The organism is Variovorax saccharolyticus (genome assembly GCF_030316765.1).
Taxonomy (GTDB): Bacteria; Pseudomonadota; Gammaproteobacteria; order Burkholderiales; family Burkholderiaceae_C; genus Variovorax; species Variovorax saccharolyticus.
The window spans coordinates 388,533-413,164 of record NZ_JASZYT010000006.1; the positions used below are offsets into that span (position 1 = coordinate 388,533).

Consider the following 24,632-nt stretch of genomic DNA (forward strand, 5'->3'; position numbering starts at 1 on the left):
CAGCTCGACCAACAAATATCAAAAAGAAAAAAAGGCGCCACAGGCGCCTTTTATGACTCGCGACTGCGCTTACTTGCGGCACTCCGCGGGCACGTACTTAGCCTGGATGCTGCCAGAGGTTCCGACGTAACCAGAGGTGGAACCACCGGACTTGCAGTTCCAGGAGATGCTGCCTGCGGTCGGAATGGTCGAAGAGGAGGCAGCGCCAGACAGTGCAGTGCCGGAGGTCGGGCTGCCGTCAACAGGGGAAAGGATCAGAGTTGCTCCGCTGTCAATGGCGCTTGCATAAGTGATGGTGATTGCGCCGTTACTCGGGGTGATTCCAACGCTGGCGACGTTCTTCGTAGCGGCCGGTGCAGTCCAGCCCGAATCGAAAGCAGCACCGTTTGCAGCGTTCTCCGCCACAGCGGTCTTGGCACTGGCGGCCAACGACAAACCTTCGCTCACTTTGGCGCGGACCGTATAGTCCTGATATGCCGGCAGCGCCACAGCAGCCAGGATACCGATGATCGCGACAACGATCATCAATTCGATAAGGGTGAAGCCGGCTTGTGCGCGGCGGGCGATGGTGCGATGGTTCATTTACTCACTCCAGGTTGGTTAAGAGAGCCCGAGGCGGCCCCCGGTGCGGTCGAGTAACCGCAGCATCTGTGCCATCCTTGAGTCCGCCGTGCCAGCCCGCTTTTCCTGCGCATTTGTTCACGTTCTAGTTACAACGTGTGACGAAAACTGTTGCAAGGTTCCGACGTGTGATGACATTTTTGTCATTCACCTGCCAAGCCTCGTCAGACCACCAGCACCTCGTTCGCCTTCAGCCAGCGGATATCCCATCCCGCCACGCCCGCGCCCTGCATCCTCGAGCCATGCGCGATGCTGTCGATCTGGCTCATGATCTCGCCCGTCTCTGCCGGCTTGGTGTGCGTGATGTAGATCGGGTAGTTGTGCCCGGGCGCGATCTGCGAGAGTTCGTCCGCCAGGGTGGCCGGCGACAGGTGCAGGCTGCGCTGCGCCAGCGCCTGCTCCCGGTTGCTGAACGCGGTCTCGATCACCAGCATCGCGACATCCAGCTGGTTCACGCGGGTCCAGAACTGCGCGTTGCGCTCGGTGTCGCCGCTGAACACCCAGTGCGCCCCGCCCTGCGCGCAGCGCACGGCAAAGCCGCAGGCCGGCACCGTGTGCACGGCCGGCAGCACCTCGATGTGTTTCAGCGCCCGCGAACCCAGCTGCAGCTCCTGGCCGATCACCAGATCGTGAAAGCTCACGAACGGGGCCTCGCGACTCGGAATGCTGGCGAAATCGGGCCAGATGACGTTGTTGAACACATGCGCCCGCAGCGCCTCGATGGTCGCGCGCAGCGCATGCACGCGCAGCGGCCGGGTGCGGCGGCTGGCGATGGCATCGATCATCAAAGGCAGGGCCGCGACATGATCGAGGTGCGAATGCGTCAGCACCACGTCGTCGATCTTGGCCATCTCGTCGAGCGTGAGGTCGCCGACGCCGGTGCCGGCGTCGACCAGCAGGTCGCAATCGACCAGGAAAGAGGTCGTGCGGCAGTCCTTGGCGATGGCGCCGGAGCACCCCAACACACGCACCTGCATTCGCGAGACCTTTTGACTTTCCAGCCCGCAGGCCGCTACTTCGAATCGAACCGGGTTGCGCCGTCCCACTCAGGGTCCACAGGCTGCAATGACATCGAGGCTAAACGCTGCGCATACAGCTGGTAAAGGACTTTTTTGGCATCCGCGGCGGCGAGAGGCGCGAGCATAGCCTGTCCTTGTAACCAATTTTGTCCGCGGTAAGCCGAAAGCACGCAATGCCAGCGCTCAAGGTCCAGCCGCGACTGCGCGCCCACATTTTCCGGTCTTCCGATGGGCGTGAAGACCCGCACGGTCCGGGCCTTGCCCTGGACTCGGACCGTGTCGAGCTCCTGCCAGACGAAGCCGGGCGCCGCGCGGCGGGTCGACTCGCTGGCGACGATGTCGACGCCGTAGTGCACGCCCAGGCCCTCGAGCCGCGACGCCAGGTTGACCGCATCACCGACCACCGTGTAGCTGCGGCGCACCGCCGAGCCCATGTCGCCGACGCTCATCACGCCGGTGTTGATGCCGATGCCGACCTGGATCTGCGGCAAGCCGCCCATGCGGCGGCTGGCGTTGAGCTCGCCCACCGCGGCCACCATTTCGACCGCCGCCTGGACGGCCAGCTCGGCATGGTCGGCCGCCTCGACCGGCGCGCCCCAGAACGCCATCACGCAGTCGCCCATGTACTTGTCGACCGTGCCGCGACGGGCGCTGATGATTTCGCTCAGCCGGCTGAAGAAGACGTTCAGGAAGGCCTGCAGGTCGGCCGGGGCCAGCTGCTCGGCCAGGCGCGTGAAGCCGCGCATGTCGCAGAACATCACGGTGAGTTCCTTGTTTTCCGCCCGCATGCTGTAGCGCTGCGGATCGGCGCGCATCTCGTCCACCAGCTGCGGCGGCACATAGGTGCCGAACAGCCGGGCCAGGCCGCGGCTCGAACGTCCCTCGACAAAATAGCCCCAGCTCATGTTGAGCACGAAGGACAGCGCGACCATCACCAGGGAGGCGGCCAGCGGCAGCACCAGGCCGGCGCCGAGGTAGAGCCAGGTGTTGAGGCCGATCAGCACCGCGCAGATCAATGCCGCCACCCCGACGGCGCGCGCCGCCGCGCTCAGCGAGAGGCCGAAGGCCAAGGCCAGTCCGGCCGCCAGCAGCATCACCAGTTCGTAGCCCTGCGCGTAGTCGGGCTCGGCGGGGATCCGCGAATCCAGGAGCCCCGAGATGATGTTGGCGTGCACTTCCACACCGGGGAAGTCGGCACCGACCGGCGTCGAGCGCAGGTCCTGCAGGCCCGGCGCGGTCGAGCCGACGAGCACGATCTTGCCCTTGAGTTCGCCGGGAGCGAGCGCGCCGTCGATCACCTCGGAGGCGGAAATGTGGCGGAAGGAGCCACCGAGCGGGCCGCCCGGGCCGCGGAACGGCACCAGCACGCTGGCGCTGCCGTCGACCGGCACGCGCGTGCGATCGGCCCCGGTCGAAAGCAGCAGCGCTTCCAGGGGCGGCGGGCCGGCGCCATGCCCGGCAGGCGCAAGGAGCGGCGCCAGGCCGGAATAGCCCAGCGCCAGGCGATGGACGACCAGCGCCAGCGATTCGTAGTAGCCGGGCTCGGCACTGGCCCCTTCGTAGCGCGCGATCAGCGGCACGGAGCGCACCACGCCATCCACGTCCCGATCCAGCACCACGTTCAGGAAACCGCCCGCCGGCGCCGCCTCTGCCAGGACCGGAATGCTGCCGACGAAGCCGTTCCAGCGCGTCGTGTAGTCGCGTCCTTCGGGGAAGGCGCCGGCCGGCAGCACCGGCGCCGGCAAGCGGCCCTTGGCGCGGGGCTCCGCGGAACGGGTGAAATAGAAGCCGAGGGCCACCCGCCGATCGGCGAGCGTCTTCGCGAAGACCGCGTCGCGATCGAGGAGGTGCGCGAGTCCCTCGATCTCCTGCGTGAGGCCCGGCCGCTCCCGCTGCGCCTCTTTGGCGAGCTGGCGCAGCGCCGCCAGCCCCGAGCTGGCATCGGGCTCGACGAACAGCACGTCGAACCCGAGCACCCGGGCCTGCTGGCGCTCCATGATCTCGGTGGTCAGCCGGGCCAGCTGGTCGCGGCCCCAGGGCCATTGGCCGAGCCGCTGCAGGCTGGTGTCGTCGATGTCGACGATGACGATGCGCGGATCGAGCGTGCCCGGCAGGGTGGCGCGCAGGCGCACGTCGTAGATGAAGCGGTCGAGCCGCTCGAGAAAGGGCAGCTGCCAGGCGCCCAGCACATGCGCCAGGGCCAGCAGCACCGGCAGCAGCGTGATCGCGATGCGCGCGCCATGGCGCCGCAGCGCTTTCATTCGCGCTCCCGCGGCCGGCACGTCGTGTGCTCGCCGCAGCGGCCTTGCGGGCGGAAGTTCAGGGCGCGGTCAGACGACGACGAACTGCATCCGCGTGCCGCCGAGTTCGAGCACGTCGCCGTCCTGGAGCGCCACGGCCTCGCTGCCGAGGGGTTCGCCGTTGAGCTGGGTTTCGCCGTCGATCGGCGCCACCACGTAGCCATGCAGCCGGCGCGTGACCGCGGCGACCGCCAGGCCGGGCTTGCCGATGGTGGTGACGACTTTCTGCAGCGAGAGCTCGCGCCCTGCCGCCGAACCGCTGAGCACCCGCATGACTGCAGCGCCGGCCGTGCCGCCACCAAGCGGGGACTGCACGGTGGGCGCGGACGAAAGGGGAATCGGGCCCGAGGGCGGCGCCGCTGCGGCACGGACCGGCAGCAGGCTCTCGGTCGCCGCGGCGGGGCCGGCGAGAAAGCGGATCTTGTACTTGCCGACCTCGATGACGTCGTTCTGCTCGAGCGCCTGCTTCTTGATGGCGCGGCCGTTGACGTAGGTGCCGTTGGTGCTGTTGAGATCTTCCAGGTAGACATCGCCGCCGATCATGTGCAGCACGGCATGCTCGCCGCTGATCGCCAGATTGTCGACCACGATGTCGTTGTAGGGCCGGCGTCCCAATGTGGTCCGGTCCTTGGCGAGCGTCACGTCCTTGATCACGACGCCGTCGATCGACACGATCAATTTCGGCATGGCCGACTCCTGGATCTCGTTTTTTTGTTCACAGCGGGGCCCTTGCAGCACAGGTTTCCAGACCTTTCTAGCCGGTTGCCCCGGGGGCCTTGGTCCCACCCGCCCGGGCCAGGACAACCGAAATGTTATCCCGTCCACCATTGTCGTTCGCAGTTGCAACCAAAAGTGTTGCTTTCTCAGGCAAACCGATATCTTGTAACAGAATCGTGAAAAGCTGCGCGTTCGAAACCATCTCGGACAGCCCGTCCGAACACAGCAGGAACAGGTCGCCGGGCCTGACGTCGTGCTCGTGCATTTCGAGGTCGACGTGGCGCTCGATGCCGAGCGCACGGGTCACCAGGTTGCGATGCGGCGACTGGATCGCCTGCTCGGGCGTGATCGCGCCGGCGTCGAGCTGCTCCTGCAGCAGCGAATGGTCGCGCGTGAGCAGTTCCAGTTTTTCGTCGCGCAGACGGTAGCAGCGCGAGTCGCCGATATGGCCGACGATGGCGCGCTGCGACCCGAAGGCCGCCAGCACCAGCGTGGTTCCCATGCCTTGGAGCTGCACATTCGCGATGCCCGCCTCGAGGATGGCCGCGTTGGCCTCGTCGGTGCCGGCCTGCAGGGCGCGCTTGACCGCCTTCGGATGCGCCTGCGGCCCGGCGTGCGCGAGCCAGCGTCCGAAACTGGCTTGCAGCAGCGCGATCGCCATGCCGCTGGCCACCTCGCCGCCGTTGTAGCCGCCCATGCCGTCGGCCAGCAGGACCAGACCCAGCGACGGCTCGAAGGCGATCGTGTCCTCGTTGTTGGCGCGCACCCGGCCAGGGTCGGTGAGTGCGGCGAACTCCCACCTCAGCACGCTGGGATCAATGGAAACTGAAGTGCCGGGATTCGCCATGGGTCAGGTTGTTGGTTGGCCGCCGCTCAGCCGGTGGCGTGGGATCGCTTCTGCAGCCATCTTCCCACGGCCACCACGAACGCCGCACCGGCCGCCGCGGCCGCGTAGTGCAGCCACGGATTGGCCGTGAGCATATCGCGCAGCACGGCATCGCTGACGATCGTCTCGCCCGCCACCCAGCCGATCAGCGCCGCGCCGAGCATGATGATGATCGGGAAACGCTCCATCAGCTTGATCATCAGGGTACTGCCGAAGACCACCAGCGGAATGCTGATCGCCAGCCCGAGGACCAGCAGCACCATGCTGCCCTGCGCAGCCGCGGCCACCGCGATCACGTTGTCCAGGCTCATGACCAGGTCGGCCAGCAGGATGGTGCGGATCGCGCCCAGCATGCTGCCGTATTCCTTGCCCTCCCCCTCGCCGTCCTCCTCGCCGCTGAGCAGCTGGGTGCCGATCCACAGCAGCAGCAGGCCGCCGACGATCTGCAGGTAGGGCAGCGCCAGCAGCTTGGCCGCGACCACCGTCAGGATGACACGCAACACCACCGCTGCACCCGAGCCGAACAGCACGGCCGTGCGCTGCTGATGGGGCGGCAGCGACCGGGCAGCCATCGCGATCACGACCGCGTTGTCGCCCGAGAGGATGATGTTGATCCATACGATCTTGAGCAGACCGATCCAGAAGTCCGAGGTTTGAAGGATTTCCATGTCTCTTTATTCCACTGTTATTGATTGAAAAAGCGCCCGCAACCATGTTGCGGGCGCCCTTCTCTTGTGTGGTCGAACGAGAAACGAAGCTTCTTACAGCAGTGCTTTGAGGCGCTTGGCCAGTTCCGAGAAGTTGCGCGTCACCGTGAAGCCGCTCTCTTCCATGATGGCCAGCTTGGCATCGGCTGTGTCGGCACCGCCCGAGATCAGCGCGCCGGCGTGGCCCATGCGCTTGCCCGGAGGCGCCGTGACACCGGCGATGAAACCGACGATCGGCTTCTTCATGTTGTCCTTGCACCAGCGCGCGGCTTCGGCCTCGTCGGGGCCACCGATCTCGCCGATCATGATCACGGCATCGGTGTCGGGATCTTCGTTGAAGGCCTTCATGACGTCGATGTGCTTCAGGCCGTTGATCGGGTCGCCGCCGATGCCGACTGCGCTCGACTGGCCGAGGCCGATCTCGGTGAGCTGGGCCACGGCTTCATAGGTCAGCGTGCCGGAGCGGCTGACCACGCCGATGCGGCCCTTGCGGTGGATGTGGCCGGGCATGATGCCGATCTTGATCTCGTCGGGCGTGATCAGGCCAGGGCAGTTGGGGCCCAGCAGCAGCGTCTTCTTGCCGCCCGCGGCTTCCTTGGCGTGCATCTTGTTGCGCACCTCGAGCATGTCGCGAACCGGGATGCCTTCGGTGATGCAGATCGCCATGTCGAGGTCGGCCTCGACGGCTTCCCAGATGGCGGCGGCGGCGCCGGCCGGCGGCACGTAGATCACCGACACGGTGGCGCCGGTCTGCGAGGCCGCTTCCTTGACCGAGGCGTAGATCGGGATGTTGAAGATCGACTCGCCGGCCTTCTTCGGATTCACGCCAGCCACGAAGCAGTTCTTGCCGTTCGCGTATTCCTGGCACTTTTCCGTGTGGAACTGGCCGGTCTTGCCGGTGATGCCTTGCGTGATGACCTTGGTGTCTTTGTTGATGTAGATCGACATGACTTGTTCCTTACTTGGCGACGGCCGCAACGACCTTCTGAGCGGCTTCCGCCATCGTGTCGGCGCTGATGATCGGCAGGCCCGAATCGGCCAGCAGCTTCTTGCCTTCGACTTCGTTGGTGCCCTTCATGCGCACCACCAGCGGCACTTGCAGGTTCACGGCCTTGCAGGCCGCGATCACGCCGGTGGCGATGGTGTCGCACTTCATGATGCCGCCGAAGATGTTGACCAGGATGGCCTCGACGTTCTTGTTCTTTAGCATGATCTTGAAGGCTTCGGTCACCTTCTCGGGGGTGGCGCCGCCGCCCACGTCGAGGAAGTTGGCCGGCTCGCCGCCGAACAGCTTGATGGTGTCCATGGTCGCCATGGCCAGGCCGGCGCCGTTCACCAGGCAGCCGATGTTGCCGTCGAGGCTGATGTAGGCGAGGTCGAACTTGCTGGCTTCGACTTCGGCCGCGTCCTCCTCGTCGAGGTCGCGCAGGGCGACCAGCTCGGGGTGGCGGAACAGCGCGTTGCTATCGAAGTTGAACTTGGCGTCGAGCGCCATGATGCCGCCCTTGCTGTCACGGTTGAGCGGATTGATCTCGACCAGCGAGGCGTCCGTTTCCATGTAGCAGGTGTAGAGCTTCTTGAAGACGTCCACGGCCTGGGCGGTGGAGTCGGCCGGGATGCCGATCGCGTCGGCGATCTTTTTGGCCTGGGCGTCGCCGAGGCCGGTCAGCGGGTCGATGAACTCGGTGACGATCTTCTCGGGCGTGGAGTGGGCCACTTCCTCGATGTCCATGCCGCCTTCGCTCGAGGCGATGAAGGCCACTTTCTGGGTGGCGCGGTCGGTCACGGCCGAGACGTAGTATTCCTTCTGGATGTCGGCGCCGTCCTCGATGTACAGGCGACGGACCTTCTGGCCTTCGGGGCCGGTCTGGTGCGTCTTGAGCTGCATGCCGAGGATGTCGCCGGCCAGTTTCTTGACGTCCTCGATCGACTTGGCGACCTTGACGCCACCGCCCTTGCCGCGGCCGCCTGCATGGATCTGGGCCTTGACGACCCAGACCGGGCCGCCAAGCTTCTGGGCGGCCTCGACCGCCTCCTGAACTGTGTACGCCGGGATGCCGCGGGGTACGGGCACGCCGAACTTGGCAAGAATTTCCTTGCCTTGGTACTCGTGAATCTTCATGAGGGTGTCTCTCGGAACGGGGTTGGGAGTCGGGAGAATGTGGTTGTTGCCCACGGGCCACGGCGCCTGGGGGGCGGGGGCGGCGGACAGCAGGGGACTGTATCATGGTGCGCCGCACCAACAATTGACCCCGCTTTGTGGTCAATACGTATTTACTCCCAAGGCACACGAGGCTTGCATATGCCCAAGGTCTTCATCGATGGCGAGGCCGGAACCACCGGCCTCCAGATCCGCGAGCGGCTTCAGACGATGCCGCAGATCGAGCTCGTGAGCATCGCCCCCGAGCTGCGAAAGGACGTCGCCGCCAAGCGCGAGCTGATGGCCGGCGTCGACCTGGTCGTGCTGTGCCTGCACGACGACGCGGCGCGCGAATCGGTGGCGCTGATCGACCAGCTCCAGGGCCGCCGCCCCAAGATCATCGACGCCTCGACCGCGCACCGCACCGCCGACGGCTGGGTCTTCGGCTTCCCCGAGCTGGCTGTCGGACACGCGGACGCGGTCGCCGCGGCCGAGCGCGTGGCCAACCCCGGCTGCTATGCCACCGGCGCCATCGCGATCGTCCGCCCGCTGGTCGATGCCGGCCTGCTGCCACCCGACTTCCCGATCGCCCTGCCCTCGGTCAGCGGCTACTCGGGCGGCGGCCGGACCATGATAGAGGCCTACGAAAAGGGCGAGGCACCGCTGTTCGAGACCTACGCGCTGGGGCTCAAGCACAAGCACATCCCCGAGATCATGAAGTACACCGGCCTCACCCGCCGTCCGGTCTTCATCCCCTCGGTGGGCAACTTCAAGCAGGGCATGCTGGTGCAGTTGCCGCTGCACCTCGACGACCTGCCCGACCGCCCGAGCGCCGCCCATCTGCACGACGCGCTGGCGGCCCACTACGCGAAGAGCAACACGCCGGAGCAGTTCGTGAAGGTGCTGCCGCCGACGGCCGACGGCAAGATCGACGCGCTGGCGCTCAACGACACCAACCAGCTGGAGATCCGCGTGTTCCCGAACGAGGATCACCGGCATGCGGTGGTCATTGCCCGGCTCGACAACCTGGGCAAGGGCGCGAGCGGCGCGGCGGTGCAGAACCTCAAGCTGATGCTGGGTTTGTAGCTCGCCCCCAGGTTGGGCTCACTTCGTGTAGCCCGCCCACCCCCTGCCGGGGGCAACACCAGCGGCCCGGCAAGCCGGTTCCGCGGTGTTTCAACAACAGGGCTGGCTGCGCCGGCCTATTCGTCCGCGTCGTACCGCAGCACCTTGGCGACGACTCCGCCGGCGAATCCGCGCGCCATCAGGAAGCGCACCTGCCGGGCGCGCTCGGTCGCATCCTGCGGCGGGACGCCGAAGCGGCGCTTCCAGACCTCGAGCGCACGTTCGAACTCACTGCCCTGCAGCCCCGCCACCGCCTCGGCGACCGCTTCGGGGGCGATGCCCTTGTGCAACAGCTCCTGGCGGACGCGGGCAGCGCCCAGCCGGGCCGCCCGCTGGTGCAGCACCGACTGCACCACCCTCGCCTCGCTGATGAAATCCTTGGCCGCCAGCTCGTCGAGGGCCTGGGCCAGGGTGCCGGGCTCTTCCTCGTATTTCTTGAGCTTGCGCTCGAGCTCGGCGCGCGAATGCTCGCGCTGGCTCAAGAGGCGCAGGGCGCGCCCCTTGAGCGATGGCGCACTGAAGGCCATGCGGGTGATTACTTCTTGTCGGCCTTGTCGGCCTTCTCCGCCTTTTCGGGCTTGTCGGCGTCGGCACCGGCGCTCTCGACCGCCCCGGCCAGCAGCGGAATGCCCAGCGACTCGCGCACCTTGTTCTCGATTTCGCGCGACAGATCGGGGTTCTCGCGCAGGAACTCGCGCGCGTTGTCGCGGCCCTGGCCGATCTTCTCGCCGTTGTAGGCGTACCAGGCACCCGACTTGTCGACGATCTTGGCGTTGACGCCCATGTCGATGATCTCGCCTTCGCGGCTGATGCCCTCGCCGAACAGGATGTCGAACTCGGCGGTCTTGAAAGGCGGCGACACCTTGTTCTTGACCACCTTGACCTTGGTCTCGTTGCCGATGGCCTCGTCGCCCTTCTTGATGGTGCCGATGCGGCGGATGTCCAGCCGCACCGAGGCGTAGAACTTGAGCGCATTGCCGCCGGTGGTGGTTTCGGGCGAGCCGAACATGACGCCGATCTTCATGCGGATCTGGTTGATGAAGATGACCATGCAGTTGGTCTTCTTGATGGTGGCGGTGAGCTTGCGCAGCGCCTGGCTCATGAGGCGGGCCTGCAGGCCGGGCAGCGAGTCGCCCATCTCGCCTTCGATTTCGGCCTTGGGCGTGAGCGCGGCGACCGAGTCGACCACGATCAGGTCGACCGCGCCCGAACGCACCAGCGAGTCGACGATCTCGAGCGCCTGCTCGCCGGTGTCGGGCTGGCTGATCAGCAGGTCGGACAGGTTGACGCCGAGCTTCTGCGCGTATTGCACGTCGAGCGCGTGCTCGGCATCGACGAAGGCGCAGGTGCCGGCCTGGCGCTGCATCTCGGCGATGACCTGCAGGGTGAGCGTGGTCTTGCCGGAGGATTCAGGGCCGTAGATCTCGATCACGCGGCCGCGCGGCAGGCCACCGACGCCGAGTGCGATGTCCAGGCCCAGCGAGCCGGTGGAAACCACCTGGATGTCTTCCAGGGCCTCGCCCTCGCCCAGCCGCATGATCGTGCCCTTGCCGAACTGCTTTTCGATCTGGGCCAGGGCGGCCTGCAGGGCCTTGGCCTTTTCGCTGTTGGGGACCGAGATGCTGGTGCCTTTGACGAGTGCGTCCATGTGGAAAACTCCTTGAATATCAATGGGTTGTAGAGGCCGCATCGATCTGCTTTTAATCACAGGCTGGATGCTTGAACAGTAGTGTAGCGAGAGATACCGGGCCGGGAAGTCATTTTTTGGTCAGTTTGCCTTACCATATAACGCCATGGAAATACCCTCCGACGCCTGGCGCCAGATCCACCTCGGCCGCCTGCTGGGCCACGCGATGCGCCGCTTCGACGAGCGGGTGCTGAGCCTGATGGCGCACGACGCCGAGGTGCCTTTGGCGCTGTCGAACCTGGCGGCCCGGGCCCAGGTGAGCGCGGCCCACATCCACATCACGCGGCACCTGGCGCGCGAGGGCTCGCGGCTGACCGAACTGGCCGAGCGCGCCGGCATGACCAAGCAGGCAATGGGCACGCTGGTCGACCAGTGCGAGGCCTGGGGGCTGGTCACGCGCGGGCCCGATCCCTTCGATGCGCGGGCGCGGCGGGTGCTGTTCACGACTGACGGGCTGGCCTGGCTGGAGGCCTTCCGCCGTGCCGTCGCGCAGGCCGAGGACGAGTTCCGCGCCAGCGTCGGCAGCGAGATCGCCACCGTGGTAACCATCGGTCTCGAGGCGTACACGGCGGCCTAGAATTCAAGGTTGCTCTGGAGGCAAGGCACCATGCGAATACTGATTGCAGAAGATGACCAGGTGCTGGCCGATGCCCTGCTGCGCAGCCTGCGCACCTCGGGCTCGGCGGTCGACCACGTCGCGACCGGCTCGCAGGCCGATGCCGCGCTGATGACCAACAGCGAATTCGACCTGCTGATCCTCGACCTCGGCCTGCCCAACCTGCACGGCCTCGAGATCCTCAAGCGCCTGCGCGCCCGCGGCTCGCAGCTGCCGGTGCTGGTGCTGACCGCCGCCGACAGCGTCGAGGAGCGCGTCAAGGGCCTGGACTACGGCGCCGACGACTACATGGCCAAGCCCTTCTCGCTGCAGGAGCTCGAAGCCCGCGTGCGGGCCCTCACGCGGCGCGGCATGGGCGGCACCAGCAACGCGATCAAGCATGGCCCGCTGGTCTACGACCAGGCGGGCCGGGTGGCGACCATCGACGGCAAGATGATCGAGCTGTCGGCGCGCGAGCTGGGCCTGCTCGAGGTGCTGCTGCAGCGTGCCGGCCGGCTGGTCAGCAAGGACCAGCTGGTCGAGCGCCTGTGCGAATGGGGCGAGGAGGTCAGCCTCAACGCGATCGAGGTCTACATCCATCGGCTGCGCAAGAAGATCGAGAAGGGGCCGGTGCGCATCGCCACGGTGCGCGGACTCGGCTACTGCCTCGAGAAGATCCCTTCCTAGCCTGGCCCGCACCAGCCCGCCCGTCGCTTGGTCAAACTCTTCCAGCGCGCCCAGCGCTCCCTGTTCGGCGAGATCCTCGACTGGATGCTCACGCCGCTGCTGCTGCTGGTGCCGGTCAGCATCGGCGTGACCTGGCTGGTCGCCCAGGGCATCGCGAATGCGCCCTTCGACCGGGCGCTCGAATCCAATATCCAGACACTGGGCCGGCTGGTCGACGCCGACAACGGCCGGATCAAGTTCGTGCTGCCGCAGCCGGCGCGCGAGATCCTCGGCGGCGACGACGTCGACCAGGTCTACTACCAGCTACTCGACGGCCACGGCACGCTGCTGAGCGGCGAGCGCGAAGTCCCGTTCCCGGGCACCGACGACCCGCCGATTCCCGGCGTGGTCTATCTGCGCGACGGCCAGATCCACGGCCAGAGGGTGCGCATCGCCTCGCTGTGGGTCGCCGGCAGCACGCCGGACGCGCCGCTGGCGCTGCTGCAGGTGGCCGAGACGCGCGAGAAGCAGTCGGTGCTGGCGACCGAGATCATCAAGGGCGTGCTGCTGCCGCAGTTCGCCATCCTGCCGCTGGCGGTGCTGCTGATCTGGCTGGCGCTGGTGCGCGGCATCAAGCCGCTGTCGGTGGTCGAGGCGCGGATCCGCGAGCGCAAGCCCGGCGACCTGAGCCCGCTGGACGAATCCTCGGTGCCGCTCGAGGTGGTGCCGCTGGTGCTGTCGGTGAATGACCTGCTGAGCAAGCTCAACGATTCGATCGGCACCCAGAAGCGCTTCCTGGCCGATGCGGCGCACCAGCTCAAGACCCCGCTGGCCGGCCTGCGCATGCAGGCCGACCTGGCGCAGCGCGAAGGCGCCAATGCCGACGAGCTCAAGAAATCGCTCAAGCAGATCGGCCGCGCCAGCGTGCGCGCCACGCACACGGTCAACCAGCTGCTGTCGCTGGCGCGCGCCGAAGGCAGCGGCGCCAACATCGGGCGCCAGCCCTGCGACCTGGCGCGGCTCACGATCGAGGTGGTGCGCGAGGCGGTGCCACGGGCGATCGACAAGCGCATCGACCTCGGCTACGAAGGCGCGGAAACCGGCTCGCCCGGCGTGGTGTTCGAGGGCAATCCGACGCTGCTGAAGGAACTGGTGCGCAACCTGGTCGACAACGCGCTCAACTACACGCCCTCGGTGCCCGAGCGGCCCGGCGTCATCACGGCGCGGGTGCTGGTCGACCCCTTCGGCCACGTGCTGGTGCTGCAGGTCGAGGACAACGGCCCGGGCATCGCCGAGCACGATCGCGAACTGGTGTTCCAGCCCTTCTACCGCGTGCTGGGCAACGAGGCCGACGGCTCCGGGCTGGGCCTGCCGATCGTGCGCGAGATCGCGCGCCAGCACTTCGCGACCGTTCGACTCGAGGACGCCCACCCGGGGCAGCAGCCGCCGGGGACACTGGTGACTCTGCGCATCGATGCGGGCCCCCACGCGCAGCCCGGGAAGGGCGCCGGCTAGGGCTTGGCCGGTGGATTCTTGCGGATCTGCAGCATCTCGGGCCGGACCTGCTGCTGCAGGCGCTGCGGCTCGGTCTCGCTGAAGCGGGCCGGCTCGGCGCCGAAGAGGGCGAGTGCGCCGCGGGTCCAGGCGAAGTAGCCCAGGTTGGCGATCAGGAGCGCAGCGACGAGCAGCCGCAGCATCATCGCGGTCCGGACTGCGGCCGGACGCTGACTTCGGCGCTGCTGATCAGCTGGACGCCGGCGGCCGTCCGCACCAGCAGCTCGCCGCCCCAGCCCACGCCCTCGCAGTGCCCTTCGGTGCCGTCGCTCAGGCGGACGTCGCGGCCGCGCAGGACGTCCCGCTCGGCAAACCGGGCCGCGAAGGGCACGAAGCCGCGGTCGTTGAAGAGCAGCACGTCACGCACCAGCGGCACCACGATCTCGCGCAGCACCTCGCCCGGCGTGATGTCGGGGCGCCATTCCTTCAGCCAGGCCGGCGGGGTGTTGAGGCCCACGGCCTCGCGTGGCCCGACATTGATGCCGATGCCGATCACGAGGTAGCGATCGCTGGCGTCAGGCTGGAGCAGGGCGGTCTCGATGAGGATGCCGGCGAGCTTGCGCTCCTCTTTCCATACGTCGTTGGGCCATTTGAGCTTCACGCCGGCGGCCTGCGTGGGGTCCAGGCTCTCGGCGACGCTGGCGCCCACCGCCAGCGACAGGCCGGACCAGTCGCGCGGCGCCAGCGGCAAGCCGAGGGAGAAGGTCAGCGAGGGCGGCTCGCCGGCGTCCTGCGCGCTCTGCCAGGGCCGGCCCATCCGGCCGCGGCCGGCCGTCTGCCGCACGGCCACGAGCAGCACCGGGGCATTGCGGCCATCGCGCGCACGGCGCATCAGTTCGCTGTTGGTGGAATCGATCTCGGCCACCACCTCGACCCGCAGGCCGGGCAGCATCGGCTGCAGGCCCTGCGTGATCTCGTCTTCGAACCAGGGGGCGGCCATGCTCAGTGCTTGTCGGACTTTTCGGCCTTGGCGCTTTTCTTGTCGGCTTTCTTCTTGTTCTTTTTCTTTTTCTTGCCGTTCTTCTTCTTTTTCTTCTTCTTGCCCTCGTCCTCGTCTTCCTTGGGCGCCAGCAAGGTGCCGCGGCAGTCCGAAGAGCCGCACCAGCAAGGGAACTCGGACAGCAGCTTCTCGGTGTAGGGCTCGTCGATGATCAGGCCGTAGTCGTAGCTCAGCTCCTCGCCGGCGGCGATGTTGCGCAAGGCCTTGATGTAGATCCGGCCGTCCTGCTCGTCGGCCTCGCAGCTCGGCTCGCAGGAGTGGTTGATCCAGCGAGCGGCGTTGCCGTTGACGTTGCCATCGATCACACGGTCGTCATCGATGTGGAAGTAGAAGGTGTGGTTCGGCTGGGCCGGGTCGTGCGGGTGGCGGCGCAGGGCTTCCTTCCACGAGATGACCTCGCCCTTGTACTCGATGAGCGTTTCTCCCTCTGCAATATCCTGCACGGCGAAGACGCCGTTGCCATGGACGCTGGAGCGCCGCGTCTGGATTCGGCGGCCGCCGGAAATGGGGGATTTTGAAGGCATCGCCGAAGTCTGTTAGTTTGAATATGTACGCATGCGCGTGCGCGTACGCACGCGAGAAGCGCCAGATTGTATGTGGCCCCCACGCTCCCCCACTGCGTGTGGGTCGCTGCCCCCCGAGGGGGCCGCAGGCCGCCTTGGGGCGGCCCGGCGGCGGCCTGGTGGCCCCCGGCCCTCGCCTGAGAGGCGAGAGGGAGGGGCGTTCCGGTCTGGTGCGGGCGGGTGAACAGAATGAATAGGATTGGTTGATGAAAACTTTGGTGATTGCAGAGAAGCCGTCGGTGGCGCAGGACATCGTGCGGGCGCTGACGCCGGTGGCCGGCAAGTTCGACAAGCACGACGAGCACTTCGAGAACGAGAAGTACGTCGTGACCAGCGCGGTCGGCCACCTGGTGGAGATCCAGGCGCCCGAGGAGTTCGACGTCAAGCGCGGCAAGTGGAGTTTCGCCAACCTGCCGGTGATCCCGCCGCGCTTCGACCTGAAGCCGGTCGACAAGACCAAGACCCGGCTCAACGCCGTGGTCAAGCAGGCCAAGCGCAAGGACGTGACGCAGCTGGTCAACGCCTGCGACGCGGGCCGCGAGGGCGAGCTGATCTTCCGCCTGATCGAGCAGTACGCCGGCGGCAAGGCGCCGCTGGGCAAGCCGGTCAAGCGCCTGTGGCTGCAGTCGATGACGCCGCAGGCGATCCGCGAAGGCTTCGACCAGCTGCGCAGCGAGCAGCAGATGCAGGGCCTGGCCGATGCCGCGCGCTCGCGCTCCGAGGCCGACTGGCTGGTCGGCATCAACGGCACGCGCGCCATGACCGCCTTCAACTCGCGCGACGGCGGCTTCTTCCTGACCACCGTCGGCCGGGTGCAGACGCCGACGCTGTCGGTGGTGGTCGAGCGCGAGGAGAAGATCCGCAAGTTCGTGAGCCGCGACTACTGGGAAGTGCACGGCAGCTTCCTGGCCGAGGCCGGCACCTACCCCGGCAAGTGGTTCGACCCGAACTGGAAGAAGCCGCCGCCCGGCCCCGACGGCGCGGCCGATCCCGAGCAGCGCGCCGACCGGGTCTGGAACGAGCGCGAGGCGCGCGAGATCGCCGACGCCGCGCGCGGCAAGCCGGCCACCGTCACCGAGGAGAGCAAGCCCACCACCTCGGCGTCGCCGCTGCTGTTCGACCTGACCTCGCTGCAGCGCGAGGCCAACGGCCGCTTCGGCTTCAGCGCCAAGACCACGCTGGCGCTGGCGCAGAGCCTCTACGAACGCCACAAGGCGCTGACCTATCCGCGGACCGACTCGCGCGCACTGCCCGAGGACTACCTGCCGGTGGTCAAGGACACGATGAACATGCTCGCCAACAGCGGCATGAAGCACCTTGCGCCCTTCGCCCGCCAGGCGGTCGACAACAACTACGTGAAGCCGTCGAAGCGCATCTTCGACAACGCCAAGGTCAGCGATCACTTCGCGATCATCCCGACCCTGCAGGCGCCCAGCGGACTCTCGGACGCCGAGCAGAAGCTGTACGACTTCGTGGTGCGGCGCTTCATGTCGGTGTTCTTCCCGAGCGCCGAGTACCAGGTCACGACGCGCATCAGCACGGTCGAGCAGGGCGGCAAGAAGTATCCGTTCCGCACGGACGGCAAGGTGCTCGTGAAGGCCGGCTGGCTCGCGATCTGGGGCAAGGAGGCCGAGGACGACGAGAAGGAAGACGACAAGGACGGCAAGCGGCTGGTGCCGGTCAAGCCCGGCGAAGTGGTGAAGGCTGAGACGGTCGACCTCAAGGGACTGAAGACCCGGCCGCCCGCGCGCTACTCCGAAGCCACGCTCCTCGGCGCCATGGAAGGCGCCGGCAAGACCATCGACGACGATGAACTGCGCGAGGCCATGCAGGAGAAGGGCCTCGGCACGCCGGCCACGCGGGCGGCCATCATCGAAGGGCTGCTGGCCGAGAAGTACATGCTGCGCGAAGGGCGCGAACTGATCCCGACGGCCAAGGCTTTCCAGCTCATGACGCTGCTGCGCGGGCTGGGCGTCGAGGAATTGTCCAAGGCCGAGCTCACCGGCGAGTGGGAATACAAGCTGGCGCAGATGGAGCACGGCAAGCTCAGCCGCGCCGACTTCATGGCCGAGATCGCCGAGATGACCGAGCACATCGTGCGCAAGGCCAAGGAGTACGACCGCGACACGGTGCCGGGCGACTACGCGACGCTCGCGACGCCGTGCCCGAACTGCGGCGGCGTGGTCAAGGAGAACTACCGGCGCTACAGCTGCACCGGCAAGCCGGGGCAGGAAGCTTGCGGCTTCTCCTTCGGCAAGTCGCCGGCCGGCCGCACCTTCGAGGTGGCCGAGGCCGAGGCACTGCTGCGCGACAAGCACATCGGCCCGCTGGAGGGCTTCCGCTCGAAGGCCGGCTGGCCTTTCACTTCCGAGATCATTCTCAAGTTCGACGAGGAAGCGAAGAACTGGAAGCTGGAGTTCGACTTCGGCGACGACAAGAACGCCGACACCGGCGAGATCGTCGACTTCAGTCAGCAGGACACCGTGGGCCCGTGCCCGGTCTGCGGCGCGCCGGTGTTCGAGCACGGCAGCAACTACGTCTGCGAGAAGTCGGTGCCGACCACCGCGCAGCCGACGCCGAGCTGCACGTTCAAGACCGGCAAGATCATCCTGCAGCAGCCGATCGAGCGGGCCCAGGTCGAGAAGCTGCTGGCCACCGGCAAGACCGATCTGCTCGACAAGTTCGTCTCGATGCGCACGCGCCGCGCCTTCAAGGCCTTCCTCACATGGAACAAGGAAGAGGGCAAGGTGACCTTCGAATTCGAGCCGCGGACCAGCAAGTTCCCGCCGCGCAAGACCTTCGCCAAGGCGGCGCCGGCGGCGGCCAAGAAGGCCGCAGCCAAGACGCCGGCCGCCAAGAAGGTCGCAGCGGCGAAGAAGGCCGCTGCGCCCAAGGCCCCGCGCAAGCCCGGCGCCGGACTCAAGCCCAGCGACGCGCTGGCTGCGGTGATCGGCGCCGAACCGGTCGCGCGCACCGAGGTCATCAAGAAGCTGTGGGACTACATCAAGGCCAACGGCCTGCAGGACGCGGCCAACAAGCGCGCCATCAATGCCGACGCCAAGCTCAAGCCGGTGTTCGGCAAGGACCAGGTGACGATGTTCGAGCTGGCCGGCATCGTCGGCAAGCACCTCAGCGCATGAAGGAGATCCGCATGAAGACACTGCTCGCGGTGGCGTTCGCCGCCACCCTCTGCCTGGCCGCGGGCTGCGCCTCGCGTGGCGCCTCGAGCGCCGACGGCGGCAATTCCGCGGGCAGCAGCAGCGGCATCACCGTGTTCGGCACGATCGACGCCAACGTCAGCAACGTCAAGAACCAGAGCCGCTGATGCCGGGCGCCGCGGCTTCGCTGGACTGCGCCTGGCTGCTGGCCGAGCCGGGCACCGAAGCGGCGCGGGCCGACGTCCGCATCACGATCGGCGGCGATCGCATCGCGGCCATCACGCCGCGCGATGGCGTCGCGGCGGGGCCGCGCCGGCTGGTGCTGCCGGCGCTGTCGAACGCGCACGATCACGCGCGCACCTTCCGTACCGCGACCCTCGGCGCCGGCGGGCAGCCGCTCGAAAGCTGGCTGCACTTCCAGGGCGTGCTGCCGGGCATGGACCCCTACCTGTGCGCCGCGACTTCCTTCGCGCGCTCGGTGCGGCATGGCGTCGCCAACCTGATGGTCCACTACACGCGCGTACAGGGCGGCATGAGCTACGCCGACGAGGCGCTCGCCGTGGTCCGGGCAGCGCGCGACGTCGGCGTGCGCATCGGCTTCGCGATCGCGATGCGCGACCGGCAGGGCATCGGCTACTGCGAGGATGCGCAGGTGCTGCAGGCGCTGCGGCCCGGCATCCGCGATGCGGTCGCCGGGCGACTGTCGGTCAGGCCGCAAGCGCCGGCGCAGCAGCTGGCGCTGGTCGACGAGGTCGCGCGGCGGGTGCGCGAAGAGGGCCTCGAGAACCACTGCACCGTGCAGTACGGACCCAGTGCCGTGCAATGGTGCGGCACCCCGCTGCTCGAGGCGATCGCCCAGGCCTCGGCCGACACGGGGAGGCCGGTCCACATGCACTGCCTGGAGACAAGCTACCAGCGGCAATGGGCCGACCGGGAGCATCCGGGCGGCATCCTTCGCTTCCTGGACGACATCGGACTGCTGAGCCCGCGCCTCACGCTGGCGCACTGCGCCTGGGCGCGCCCCGACGAACTCGCCCTGCTGGCCGAGAAAGGCGTGACGATCGCGGTCAACACCAGCTCGAACCTCGGGCTCAAGTCCGGTATCGCGCCGGTGCCCGGGATGCTGAAGCAAGGCTGCCGCATCGCGATGGGCCTGGACGGCGGCGCCTTCGACGACGACGACGACGCCTTGCGCGAGATGCGGCTGGCCCATGCGCTGCACCGCGGCTGGGGATTCGACACCACGATGACGCGCGCCCAGCTGTGGGATTTCGCCGCCCGCAACGGCCCGCGCAGCGTGCGCGGCGGTGCTGCGACGGGCGGCCGCATCGCGCCCGGCGAGCCGGCCGACCTGGTCGTGCTCGACTGGGACGCGCTGGACGACGACAGCCTGTTCCCCGACATCGACCCGCTCGACCTGCTGCTGGCTCGCGCCCACGGCGGCCACATCGCGCAGGTGCTGGTCGGCGGCCGCCGGGTGGTCGACCAGGGCCGTGTCCAGGGCATCGACGAGCCGGCGATGAAGGCCGAGCTGCTCGCCCGCATGCGGGCGGCGCTGGCAGCCGACGGCACGCCCGCGGCCTGGCTGGCCACGGCGCGCGCACTGGCCGAGGACCTGGCGCCGTTCTATCGCGAAGGCCGCTTCGGCTGCTGCTGAGCGGGCCGGCGCGCGGCGGTTTCGCTCAGCGCATCAGCAGTGCCTGCCGCAGCAGCCGCGCCGCGCGGTTGCGGATGCGGCCCGGCGCGCTGCGCAACGGCCCCTTCGGGCTCACCTTGGCGGTCGCGCAGGCCCAGAGGAAATCCTGCAGGATGGCCGTGTCGTCGACCGTGTCGGTGGCGCCATAGGTGTGGAACTCCGGATGCCACTGGGTGGCCGCGATGTAGCTGCGGCCGCGGTCGGCCTTGCGGCGGATGGCCTCCGGGATGCGGTCGGGGATGCTCCAGGCATCGACCTCGAAGCCGGGCGCCAGGTCCTTCACGCCCTGGTGGTGGATGCTGTTGACGCGGGCGCTCTCCATGCCCGGATAGAGCTTCGACAGGCGCGAGCCGGGCGTGATGCTGATCTCGTGGAAGTTCTGGTCGTAGGTCACGGCGTCGCGGTGCCGCATCGCGTTCGGGTGCTGCGCCTCGATGTCCTGGTAGAGCGTGCCGCCGAAGGCCACGTTGATCAGCTGCAGGCCCCGGCAGACACCGAAGATCGGCTTGCCGGCCTGCTCGAAGGCCTCGACCAGCGCCAGGTCGTAGAGATCGCGGATGCGGTCGCCGACCCAGGCGTCCTTGAGCGGCACCTCGCCGTAGCTGCCGGGCCAGACGTCGGCGCCGCCATGCATCACGACGCCGTCCAGCCACTCGGCGTAGTGCGACAGCTTGGTGTCGCCGCGCGCGGTCTCGCCGGTCGGGCAGGGCACCATCACCACCATCGCGCCGGCCGACATCAGCCAGTGCGCGATCGACTGCTCGACGTACTGGAGCGTCTTGTTGGTGAACAGCGAACGCGCCGGGTCGGCATGGGAGAAGCAGGCGGACAGGCCGATCTTGAGACGCCCGGAAACGGTTTGTGACATGACTCGAGGAGCGCGGCGGAACGCCCGCCGCTCCGGTTTGTAACCCAGCGACCATTGTGTCGCCTTCCGGCGCGACGTGCACTGCGACGGCCAGGCTGCCGCACTGTCGGACGGAATGCCGCGATGGCATCATCGATGCCCCACGACCCGGAGACAAGCACATGAAGACGATCAAGGGCCCGGCCATTTTCCTGGCCCAGTTCACGGCCGACACCGCGCCCTTCAATTCGCTCGACGCGATTGCGGGCTGGGCCGCGGGCCTGGGCTACAAGGGCGTGCAGTTACCGAGCTGGGACTCTCGCATCTTCGACCTCAAGAAGGCGGCGGAGAGCAAGACCTACTGCGACGAGGTCAAGGGCACGCTGGCGGCGCACGGCCTCGAGATCACGGAGCTGTCGACCCACCTCCAGGGCCAGCTGGTGGCGGTGCATCCGGCCTATGACGCCGGCTTCGACGGCTTCGCGGCGCCCGAGGTGCGCAACGACCCGGTCAAGCGCCAGCAATGGGCCGTGCAGCAGCTGCACGACGCGGCGCAGGCCTCGGCCCATCTGGGGCTGACGGCGCACGCGACCTTCTCGGGCGCGCTGGCCTGGCCCTACCTCTATTCCTGGCCGCCGCGTCCGGCCGGGCTGATCGAGGAAGCCTTCGACGAACTGGCGCGGCGCTGGAAGCCGATCCTCGACCGCTTCGACGAAGCCGGCGTCGACGTCTGCTACGAGATCCATCCGGGCGAGGACCTGCACGACGGCGTGAGCTACGAGATGTTCCTGGAGCGAGTCGGCAACCATCCGCGCGCCTGCCTGCTGTACGACCCGAGCCACTTCGTGCTGCAGCAGCTCGACTACCTGGCCTACATCGACCACTACCACGAGCGCATCAAGATCTTCCACGTCAAGGACGCCGAGTTCAATCCGACCGGCAAGCAGGGCGTGTACGGCGGCTTCCAGTCGTGGATCGATCGCGCCGGGCGCTTCCGCTCGCTGGGCGACGGCCAGGTCGACTTCGGGGCCATCTTCTCGAAGATGGCGGCCTACGACTTCCCGGGCTGGGCGGTGCTCGAATGGGAGTGCTGCATCAAGCACCCGGAGGACGGGGCGCGCGAAGGTGCGGAGTTCATCAAGAGACACATCATCCGGGTGGCGGAGCGGGCGTTTGATGACTTCGCTGCGGGGGGGGTGGACGGGGCTGCGAATCGGGCGATGTTGGGGATCGGGTCGGGGTCGGGGTCGGGGATCTAGACGGTTGGGGACAGACCAAAAACCGCTGCGCGGTTTGTTGGTCTGTCCCGCAAGGGATTCAGATGCCCTCCGGCTTGCGCAACCTCTGCATCCGGTCGATCGCATGCACCTTGACCCTGCGCACCTCCAGGCCCTGCCGCACCGTGAGCTCGACCTCGGCGTCGGCCGCCGGGCGCTGCCAGAGCTGCTTGTAGAAGGCTTCCAGGGTGTTGACCTCGACGCCGTCGATCGCCAGCACGACGTCGCCGGGCTGCAGGCCGGCCTCGAGCGCCGGCCCGGAGCGGTCGACGCGCACGATCTGCACATGGCCGTCGCGCACCAGCGACGAAAGCCCGAGCCAGGGCCGCACGCTGGCGCGGGTGCGGCCGGTGGACTGCATCTCGGCCAGCACCGGGCGCAGCAGCTCGACCGGCACGAACATGTTGCCTGGCAACACACGGTCCGGGCCGGCCGCCTCGCGCACGAGCAGGCTGCCGATGCCTAGCAGTTCGCCATCGCGGTTGAACAAGGAGGCGCCGCTGTGGTTGGCGATCGGCGGACTCGTGAAGAGGGCGACATCGATGTGGTACTCCCAGTTGCCCGAGAACGGCCGGGTCGCCACCAGGCGCGTGAAGGCAACCTCGGCGCCGCCGCTGCCGCCGACCGCCGCCAGCAGCGGTTCGCCCGGCTGCAGCTCGGCGACACCCGCCAGCGGCACCGGCTCGATCCCGCGCAGCGGCACCAGCGGGCGGACCAGGGCGAAGCCGGTCGCCAGGTCGTAGGCCACCTGCCGCGCCGGCAGCCGCCGGTCGTCCTGGGTCAGGACCTCGATGGTCTCGGCCTCCAGCAGCAGGTAGCCGATCGTGAGGATCAATCCGTCGGCGCCGATCACCACGCCCGAACCGCTGCGCTGACGCCCGAGGTTCTCGGCCGAGATGGCGCCCTCGGTGGCCGTTACCTGCAGCGCGACGACCGCGTCGCCGGCGCGCTGGAGCGCCTGCACCCGGGCGTCGGCGCGGGTGGCATCGACGGACGTGGCGACGCTGGCCGGGCGTGCCGCCTGGGCCGCGGGCAGCACCGCCAGCACGGCGAGCAGGAGGCCCGCACAGCCATCGCGCAAGCGCCGGACGAGTCGCGTCGACCGCTGGGCGAAGCTTGGGTTGTGCATGGCAGCGCTCCTTGGAACGATGGCCCCCATGGTGCGCCGCTCGCGCAGGGCCCGCAAGGTCACAAAACTGAAATAGCAACTGTCATGCCAGATCGGATATAATCCGGGGTTCGTTTCGATTTAACGACGAAGCACTTTCGTCATCTGCCGGCTCCGGCCTGGAATCTCCAGGCCCATCATTTGAAGCCGGCACCCACAGTGTGTTGGAGCGCCAGACCGGGCGCCCAAGATTTGCCACCACTGCCTTCGTACTTTGTTGAAGCGAACAGCGCACTGTCCGCTCCGGTGGGCGCCATTTCCGGCCGGCCTGCGCTCGTTTTATTCAAATTCAATTTCAGCATTCCGCGGCGTCGCGGGGTGCCAAGGCTTTCGATGGACATCATTCAACACAGCATCGCAGTGGGCAAGTACCTTGTCTCGCCGCTCATCAAGGACCTGGACGACGGCCGCTTCGCGGCATCGGTCTCGATCCGCTCCGGCCGCGGAAGCGGCACGCACGACCGCGTGATGCGTTTCACGCCCCGTTTTGCCAGCCATGCCGCGGCGGTCCGCTACGCGGTCGACCAGGGCCTGGGCTGGATTCGCGAACGCAGCGCAACGCCCGCGTCTTGCGCCGCTTGATTCCGCATACCGATTTCCTATCCAATTACGACAATCCCATTCAAAAGGTAATTCATGCCCAAGGAAGAACTGATCGAAATGAACGGCGCAGTGACCGAAGTGCTGCCTGACTCCCGCTACCGCGTCACCCTCGACAACGGCCACCAGCTGATCGCCTACAGCGGCGGCAAGATGCGCAAGCACCACATCCGCATCCTGGCTGGCGACAAGGTGTCGCTCGAGCTGTCGCCCTACGACCTGACCAAGGGCCGCATCACGTTCCGGCACCTGGAACGTCGCGGTCCCCCGCCGGTCGGCGGCAACAACTCGCAGCGTCGCTGACCT

The 24,632-nt window shown here is 67.6% G+C and carries 25 protein-coding genes; 10 read left to right on the top strand and 15 right to left on the bottom strand.

Features of this window, described 5'->3' with window-relative positions:
* Window positions 1-69: 69 nt before the first annotated feature.
* The 8 genes from QTI45_RS20325 to sucC form a co-directional block, all read right to left on the bottom strand.
* Complete coding sequence (locus QTI45_RS20325) at window positions 70-582, bottom strand: pilin (protein ID WP_286655662.1); 513 nt, start codon at window positions 580-582, stop codon at window positions 70-72.
* Between the two features lie 203 nt (window positions 583-785).
* The gene (locus QTI45_RS20330) at window positions 786-1,598 is read right to left on the bottom strand and encodes a 3',5'-cyclic-nucleotide phosphodiesterase (protein WP_286655663.1); all 813 of its coding nucleotides are present in this window, start codon (window positions 1,596-1,598) and stop codon (window positions 786-788) included.
* A gap of 35 nt (window positions 1,599-1,633) precedes the next feature.
* A complete protein-coding gene (locus QTI45_RS20335) occupies window positions 1,634-3,901 on the bottom strand; it encodes a CHASE2 domain-containing protein (protein WP_286655664.1) in 2,268 nt (755 codons plus the stop codon).
* A gap of 69 nt (window positions 3,902-3,970) precedes the next feature.
* Window positions 3,971-4,627, bottom strand: coding sequence for an FHA domain-containing protein (locus QTI45_RS20340; protein ID WP_286371818.1), 657 nt, complete (start codon window positions 4,625-4,627; stop codon window positions 3,971-3,973).
* 67 nt (window positions 4,628-4,694) lie between these two features.
* Window positions 4,695-5,504: a Stp1/IreP family PP2C-type Ser/Thr phosphatase gene (locus tag QTI45_RS20345; RefSeq protein WP_286371819.1), complete on the bottom strand. Its 810-nt coding sequence runs from the start codon at window positions 5,502-5,504 to the stop codon at window positions 4,695-4,697.
* Between the two features lie 26 nt (window positions 5,505-5,530).
* Complete coding sequence (locus QTI45_RS20350) at window positions 5,531-6,211, bottom strand: TerC family protein (protein ID WP_286655665.1); 681 nt, start codon at window positions 6,209-6,211, stop codon at window positions 5,531-5,533.
* A gap of 93 nt (window positions 6,212-6,304) precedes the next feature.
* Window positions 6,305-7,198, bottom strand: coding sequence for a succinate--CoA ligase subunit alpha (gene sucD, locus QTI45_RS20355; RefSeq protein WP_286655666.1), 894 nt, complete (start codon window positions 7,196-7,198; stop codon window positions 6,305-6,307).
* A 10-nt stretch (window positions 7,199-7,208) separates the two neighbouring features.
* Complete coding sequence (sucC, locus tag QTI45_RS20360; protein WP_286655667.1) at window positions 7,209-8,372, bottom strand: ADP-forming succinate--CoA ligase subunit beta; 1,164 nt, start codon at window positions 8,370-8,372, stop codon at window positions 7,209-7,211.
* A gap of 180 nt (window positions 8,373-8,552) precedes the next feature.
* Here sucC and argC point away from each other — a divergent pair, with 180 nt between their 5' ends.
* Entirely contained in the window at window positions 8,553-9,476 is a 924-nt protein-coding gene (argC, locus tag QTI45_RS20365) for an N-acetyl-gamma-glutamyl-phosphate reductase (protein ID WP_286655668.1), read from the top strand.
* Between the two features lie 116 nt (window positions 9,477-9,592).
* Here argC and recX read toward each other — a convergent pair whose 3' ends face one another.
* Window positions 9,593-10,042: a recombination regulator RecX gene (recX, locus tag QTI45_RS20370; protein ID WP_286655669.1), complete on the bottom strand. Its 450-nt coding sequence runs from the start codon at window positions 10,040-10,042 to the stop codon at window positions 9,593-9,595.
* 8 nt (window positions 10,043-10,050) lie between these two features.
* The gene (recA, locus tag QTI45_RS20375) at window positions 10,051-11,163 is read right to left on the bottom strand and encodes a recombinase RecA (protein ID WP_286655670.1); all 1,113 of its coding nucleotides are present in this window, start codon (window positions 11,161-11,163) and stop codon (window positions 10,051-10,053) included.
* A 145-nt stretch (window positions 11,164-11,308) separates the two neighbouring features.
* Between recA and QTI45_RS20380 the strand changes: the two genes are divergently transcribed.
* The 3 genes from QTI45_RS20380 (at window position 11,309) to QTI45_RS20390 (ending at window position 13,978) form a co-directional block, all read left to right on the top strand.
* Window positions 11,309-11,779 (top strand): MarR family winged helix-turn-helix transcriptional regulator, encoded by a 471-nt coding sequence (locus QTI45_RS20380; protein ID WP_286655671.1) that lies wholly within the window; start codon window positions 11,309-11,311, stop codon window positions 11,777-11,779.
* A 30-nt stretch (window positions 11,780-11,809) separates the two neighbouring features.
* Window positions 11,810-12,484, top strand: coding sequence for a response regulator (locus QTI45_RS20385; RefSeq protein ID WP_286371827.1), 675 nt, complete (start codon window positions 11,810-11,812; stop codon window positions 12,482-12,484).
* 84 nt (window positions 12,485-12,568) lie between these two features.
* Window positions 12,569-13,978, top strand: coding sequence for a sensor histidine kinase (locus tag QTI45_RS20390; protein ID WP_286655719.1), 1,410 nt, complete (start codon window positions 12,569-12,571; stop codon window positions 13,976-13,978).
* On the opposite strand, the gene QTI45_RS20395 is transcribed toward QTI45_RS20390, so the two are convergent.
* From QTI45_RS20395 to QTI45_RS20405, 3 genes are read right to left on the bottom strand one after another with little or no spacing between them, the layout of a single operon-like run.
* Complete coding sequence (locus tag QTI45_RS20395) at window positions 13,975-14,160, bottom strand: sporulation protein (protein ID WP_286655672.1); 186 nt, start codon at window positions 14,158-14,160, stop codon at window positions 13,975-13,977. The two genes, QTI45_RS20390 and QTI45_RS20395, sit on opposite strands and share 4 nt — an antisense overlap.
* Window positions 14,160-14,957, bottom strand: a complete 798-nt coding sequence (locus QTI45_RS20400) for a biotin--[acetyl-CoA-carboxylase] ligase (protein WP_286371829.1) — start codon at window positions 14,955-14,957, stop codon at window positions 14,160-14,162. The genes QTI45_RS20395 and QTI45_RS20400 overlap by 1 nt, the downstream gene beginning before the upstream one ends.
* 2 nt (window positions 14,958-14,959) lie before the next feature.
* On the bottom strand, window positions 14,960-15,541 hold the full coding sequence (locus tag QTI45_RS20405; protein WP_286371830.1) for an SET domain-containing protein: 582 nt from the start codon (window positions 15,539-15,541) through the stop codon (window positions 14,960-14,962).
* Window positions 15,542-15,786: 245 nt separating this feature from the next.
* On the opposite strand from QTI45_RS20405, the gene QTI45_RS20410 reads away from it, so the two are divergent.
* Genes QTI45_RS20410 through QTI45_RS20420 form a run of 3 tightly spaced genes read left to right on the top strand, consistent with a single transcriptional unit; the run spans window position 15,787 to window position 20,395 of the window.
* Window positions 15,787-18,720 (top strand): DNA topoisomerase III, encoded by a 2,934-nt coding sequence (locus tag QTI45_RS20410; RefSeq protein WP_286655673.1) that lies wholly within the window; start codon window positions 15,787-15,789, stop codon window positions 18,718-18,720.
* An 11-nt stretch (window positions 18,721-18,731) separates the two neighbouring features.
* Complete coding sequence (locus QTI45_RS20415) at window positions 18,732-18,905, top strand: hypothetical protein (RefSeq protein ID WP_286655674.1); 174 nt, start codon at window positions 18,732-18,734, stop codon at window positions 18,903-18,905.
* Entirely contained in the window at window positions 18,905-20,395 is a 1,491-nt protein-coding gene (locus tag QTI45_RS20420; protein ID WP_286655675.1) for an amidohydrolase family protein, read from the top strand. The genes QTI45_RS20415 and QTI45_RS20420 overlap by 1 nt, the downstream gene beginning before the upstream one ends.
* Window positions 20,396-20,420: 25 nt before the next feature.
* Here QTI45_RS20420 and QTI45_RS20425 read toward each other — a convergent pair whose 3' ends face one another.
* Entirely contained in the window at window positions 20,421-21,302 is an 882-nt protein-coding gene (locus tag QTI45_RS20425; RefSeq protein ID WP_286371834.1) for a gamma-glutamyl-gamma-aminobutyrate hydrolase family protein, read from the bottom strand.
* 161 nt (window positions 21,303-21,463) lie between these two features.
* Between QTI45_RS20425 and QTI45_RS20430 the strand changes: the two genes are divergently transcribed.
* Window positions 21,464-22,540: a sugar phosphate isomerase/epimerase family protein gene (locus QTI45_RS20430; RefSeq protein ID WP_286655676.1), complete on the top strand. Its 1,077-nt coding sequence runs from the start codon at window positions 21,464-21,466 to the stop codon at window positions 22,538-22,540.
* 58 nt (window positions 22,541-22,598) lie between these two features.
* Here QTI45_RS20430 and QTI45_RS20435 read toward each other — a convergent pair whose 3' ends face one another.
* Entirely contained in the window at window positions 22,599-23,687 is a 1,089-nt protein-coding gene (locus QTI45_RS20435; protein WP_286655677.1) for a S1C family serine protease, read from the bottom strand.
* A gap of 372 nt (window positions 23,688-24,059) precedes the next feature.
* Between QTI45_RS20435 and QTI45_RS20440 the strand changes: the two genes are divergently transcribed.
* Window positions 24,060-24,308 carry a hypothetical protein gene (locus QTI45_RS20440; RefSeq protein ID WP_286371837.1) on the top strand — a complete coding sequence of 83 codons (249 nt, stop codon included), beginning with the start codon at window positions 24,060-24,062 and terminating at the stop codon, window positions 24,306-24,308.
* Window positions 24,309-24,362: 54 nt separating this feature from the next.
* Window positions 24,363-24,629 carry a translation initiation factor IF-1 gene (gene infA, locus QTI45_RS20445; RefSeq protein ID WP_286371838.1) on the top strand — a complete coding sequence of 89 codons (267 nt, stop codon included), beginning with the start codon at window positions 24,363-24,365 and terminating at the stop codon, window positions 24,627-24,629.
* The last annotated feature ends 3 nt before the right edge of the window (window positions 24,630-24,632 follow it).

Excerpts from the sequence above, each read along its gene's own strand:
- QTI45_RS20325 (WP_286655662.1), bottom strand. The coding sequence starts at position 582 with ATGAACCATCGCACCATCGCCCGCCGCGCACAAGCCGGCTTCACCCTT.
- QTI45_RS20330 (WP_286655663.1), bottom strand. The coding sequence starts at position 1,598 with ATGCAGGTGCGTGTGTTGGGGTGCTCCGGCGCCATCGCCAAGGACTGC.
- QTI45_RS20335 (WP_286655664.1), bottom strand. The coding sequence starts at position 3,901 with ATGAAAGCGCTGCGGCGCCATGGCGCGCGCATCGCGATCACGCTGCTG.
- QTI45_RS20340 (WP_286371818.1), bottom strand. The coding sequence starts at position 4,627 with ATGCCGAAATTGATCGTGTCGATCGACGGCGTCGTGATCAAGGACGTG.
- QTI45_RS20345 (WP_286371819.1), bottom strand. The coding sequence starts at position 5,504 with ATGGCGAATCCCGGCACTTCAGTTTCCATTGATCCCAGCGTGCTGAGG.
- QTI45_RS20350 (WP_286655665.1), bottom strand. The coding sequence starts at position 6,211 with ATGGAAATCCTTCAAACCTCGGACTTCTGGATCGGTCTGCTCAAGATC.
- sucD (WP_286655666.1), bottom strand. The coding sequence starts at position 7,198 with ATGTCGATCTACATCAACAAAGACACCAAGGTCATCACGCAAGGCATC.
- sucC (WP_286655667.1), bottom strand. The coding sequence starts at position 8,372 with ATGAAGATTCACGAGTACCAAGGCAAGGAAATTCTTGCCAAGTTCGGC.
- argC (WP_286655668.1), top strand. The coding sequence starts at position 8,553 with ATGCCCAAGGTCTTCATCGATGGCGAGGCCGGAACCACCGGCCTCCAG.
- recX (WP_286655669.1), bottom strand. The coding sequence starts at position 10,042 with ATGGCCTTCAGTGCGCCATCGCTCAAGGGGCGCGCCCTGCGCCTCTTG.
- recA (WP_286655670.1), bottom strand. The coding sequence starts at position 11,163 with ATGGACGCACTCGTCAAAGGCACCAGCATCTCGGTCCCCAACAGCGAA.
- QTI45_RS20380 (WP_286655671.1), top strand. The coding sequence starts at position 11,309 with ATGGAAATACCCTCCGACGCCTGGCGCCAGATCCACCTCGGCCGCCTG.
- QTI45_RS20385 (WP_286371827.1), top strand. The coding sequence starts at position 11,810 with ATGCGAATACTGATTGCAGAAGATGACCAGGTGCTGGCCGATGCCCTG.
- QTI45_RS20390 (WP_286655719.1), top strand. The coding sequence starts at position 12,569 with ATGCTCACGCCGCTGCTGCTGCTGGTGCCGGTCAGCATCGGCGTGACC.
- QTI45_RS20395 (WP_286655672.1), bottom strand. The coding sequence starts at position 14,160 with ATGCTGCGGCTGCTCGTCGCTGCGCTCCTGATCGCCAACCTGGGCTAC.
- QTI45_RS20400 (WP_286371829.1), bottom strand. The coding sequence starts at position 14,957 with ATGGCCGCCCCCTGGTTCGAAGACGAGATCACGCAGGGCCTGCAGCCG.
- QTI45_RS20405 (WP_286371830.1), bottom strand. The coding sequence starts at position 15,541 with ATGCCTTCAAAATCCCCCATTTCCGGCGGCCGCCGAATCCAGACGCGG.
- QTI45_RS20410 (WP_286655673.1), top strand. The coding sequence starts at position 15,787 with ATGAAAACTTTGGTGATTGCAGAGAAGCCGTCGGTGGCGCAGGACATC.
- QTI45_RS20415 (WP_286655674.1), top strand. The coding sequence starts at position 18,732 with ATGAAGACACTGCTCGCGGTGGCGTTCGCCGCCACCCTCTGCCTGGCC.
- QTI45_RS20420 (WP_286655675.1), top strand. The coding sequence starts at position 18,905 with ATGCCGGGCGCCGCGGCTTCGCTGGACTGCGCCTGGCTGCTGGCCGAG.
- QTI45_RS20425 (WP_286371834.1), bottom strand. The coding sequence starts at position 21,302 with ATGTCACAAACCGTTTCCGGGCGTCTCAAGATCGGCCTGTCCGCCTGC.
- QTI45_RS20430 (WP_286655676.1), top strand. The coding sequence starts at position 21,464 with ATGAAGACGATCAAGGGCCCGGCCATTTTCCTGGCCCAGTTCACGGCC.
- QTI45_RS20435 (WP_286655677.1), bottom strand. The coding sequence starts at position 23,687 with ATGCACAACCCAAGCTTCGCCCAGCGGTCGACGCGACTCGTCCGGCGC.
- QTI45_RS20440 (WP_286371837.1), top strand. The coding sequence starts at position 24,060 with ATGGACATCATTCAACACAGCATCGCAGTGGGCAAGTACCTTGTCTCG.
- infA (WP_286371838.1), top strand. The coding sequence starts at position 24,363 with ATGCCCAAGGAAGAACTGATCGAAATGAACGGCGCAGTGACCGAAGTG.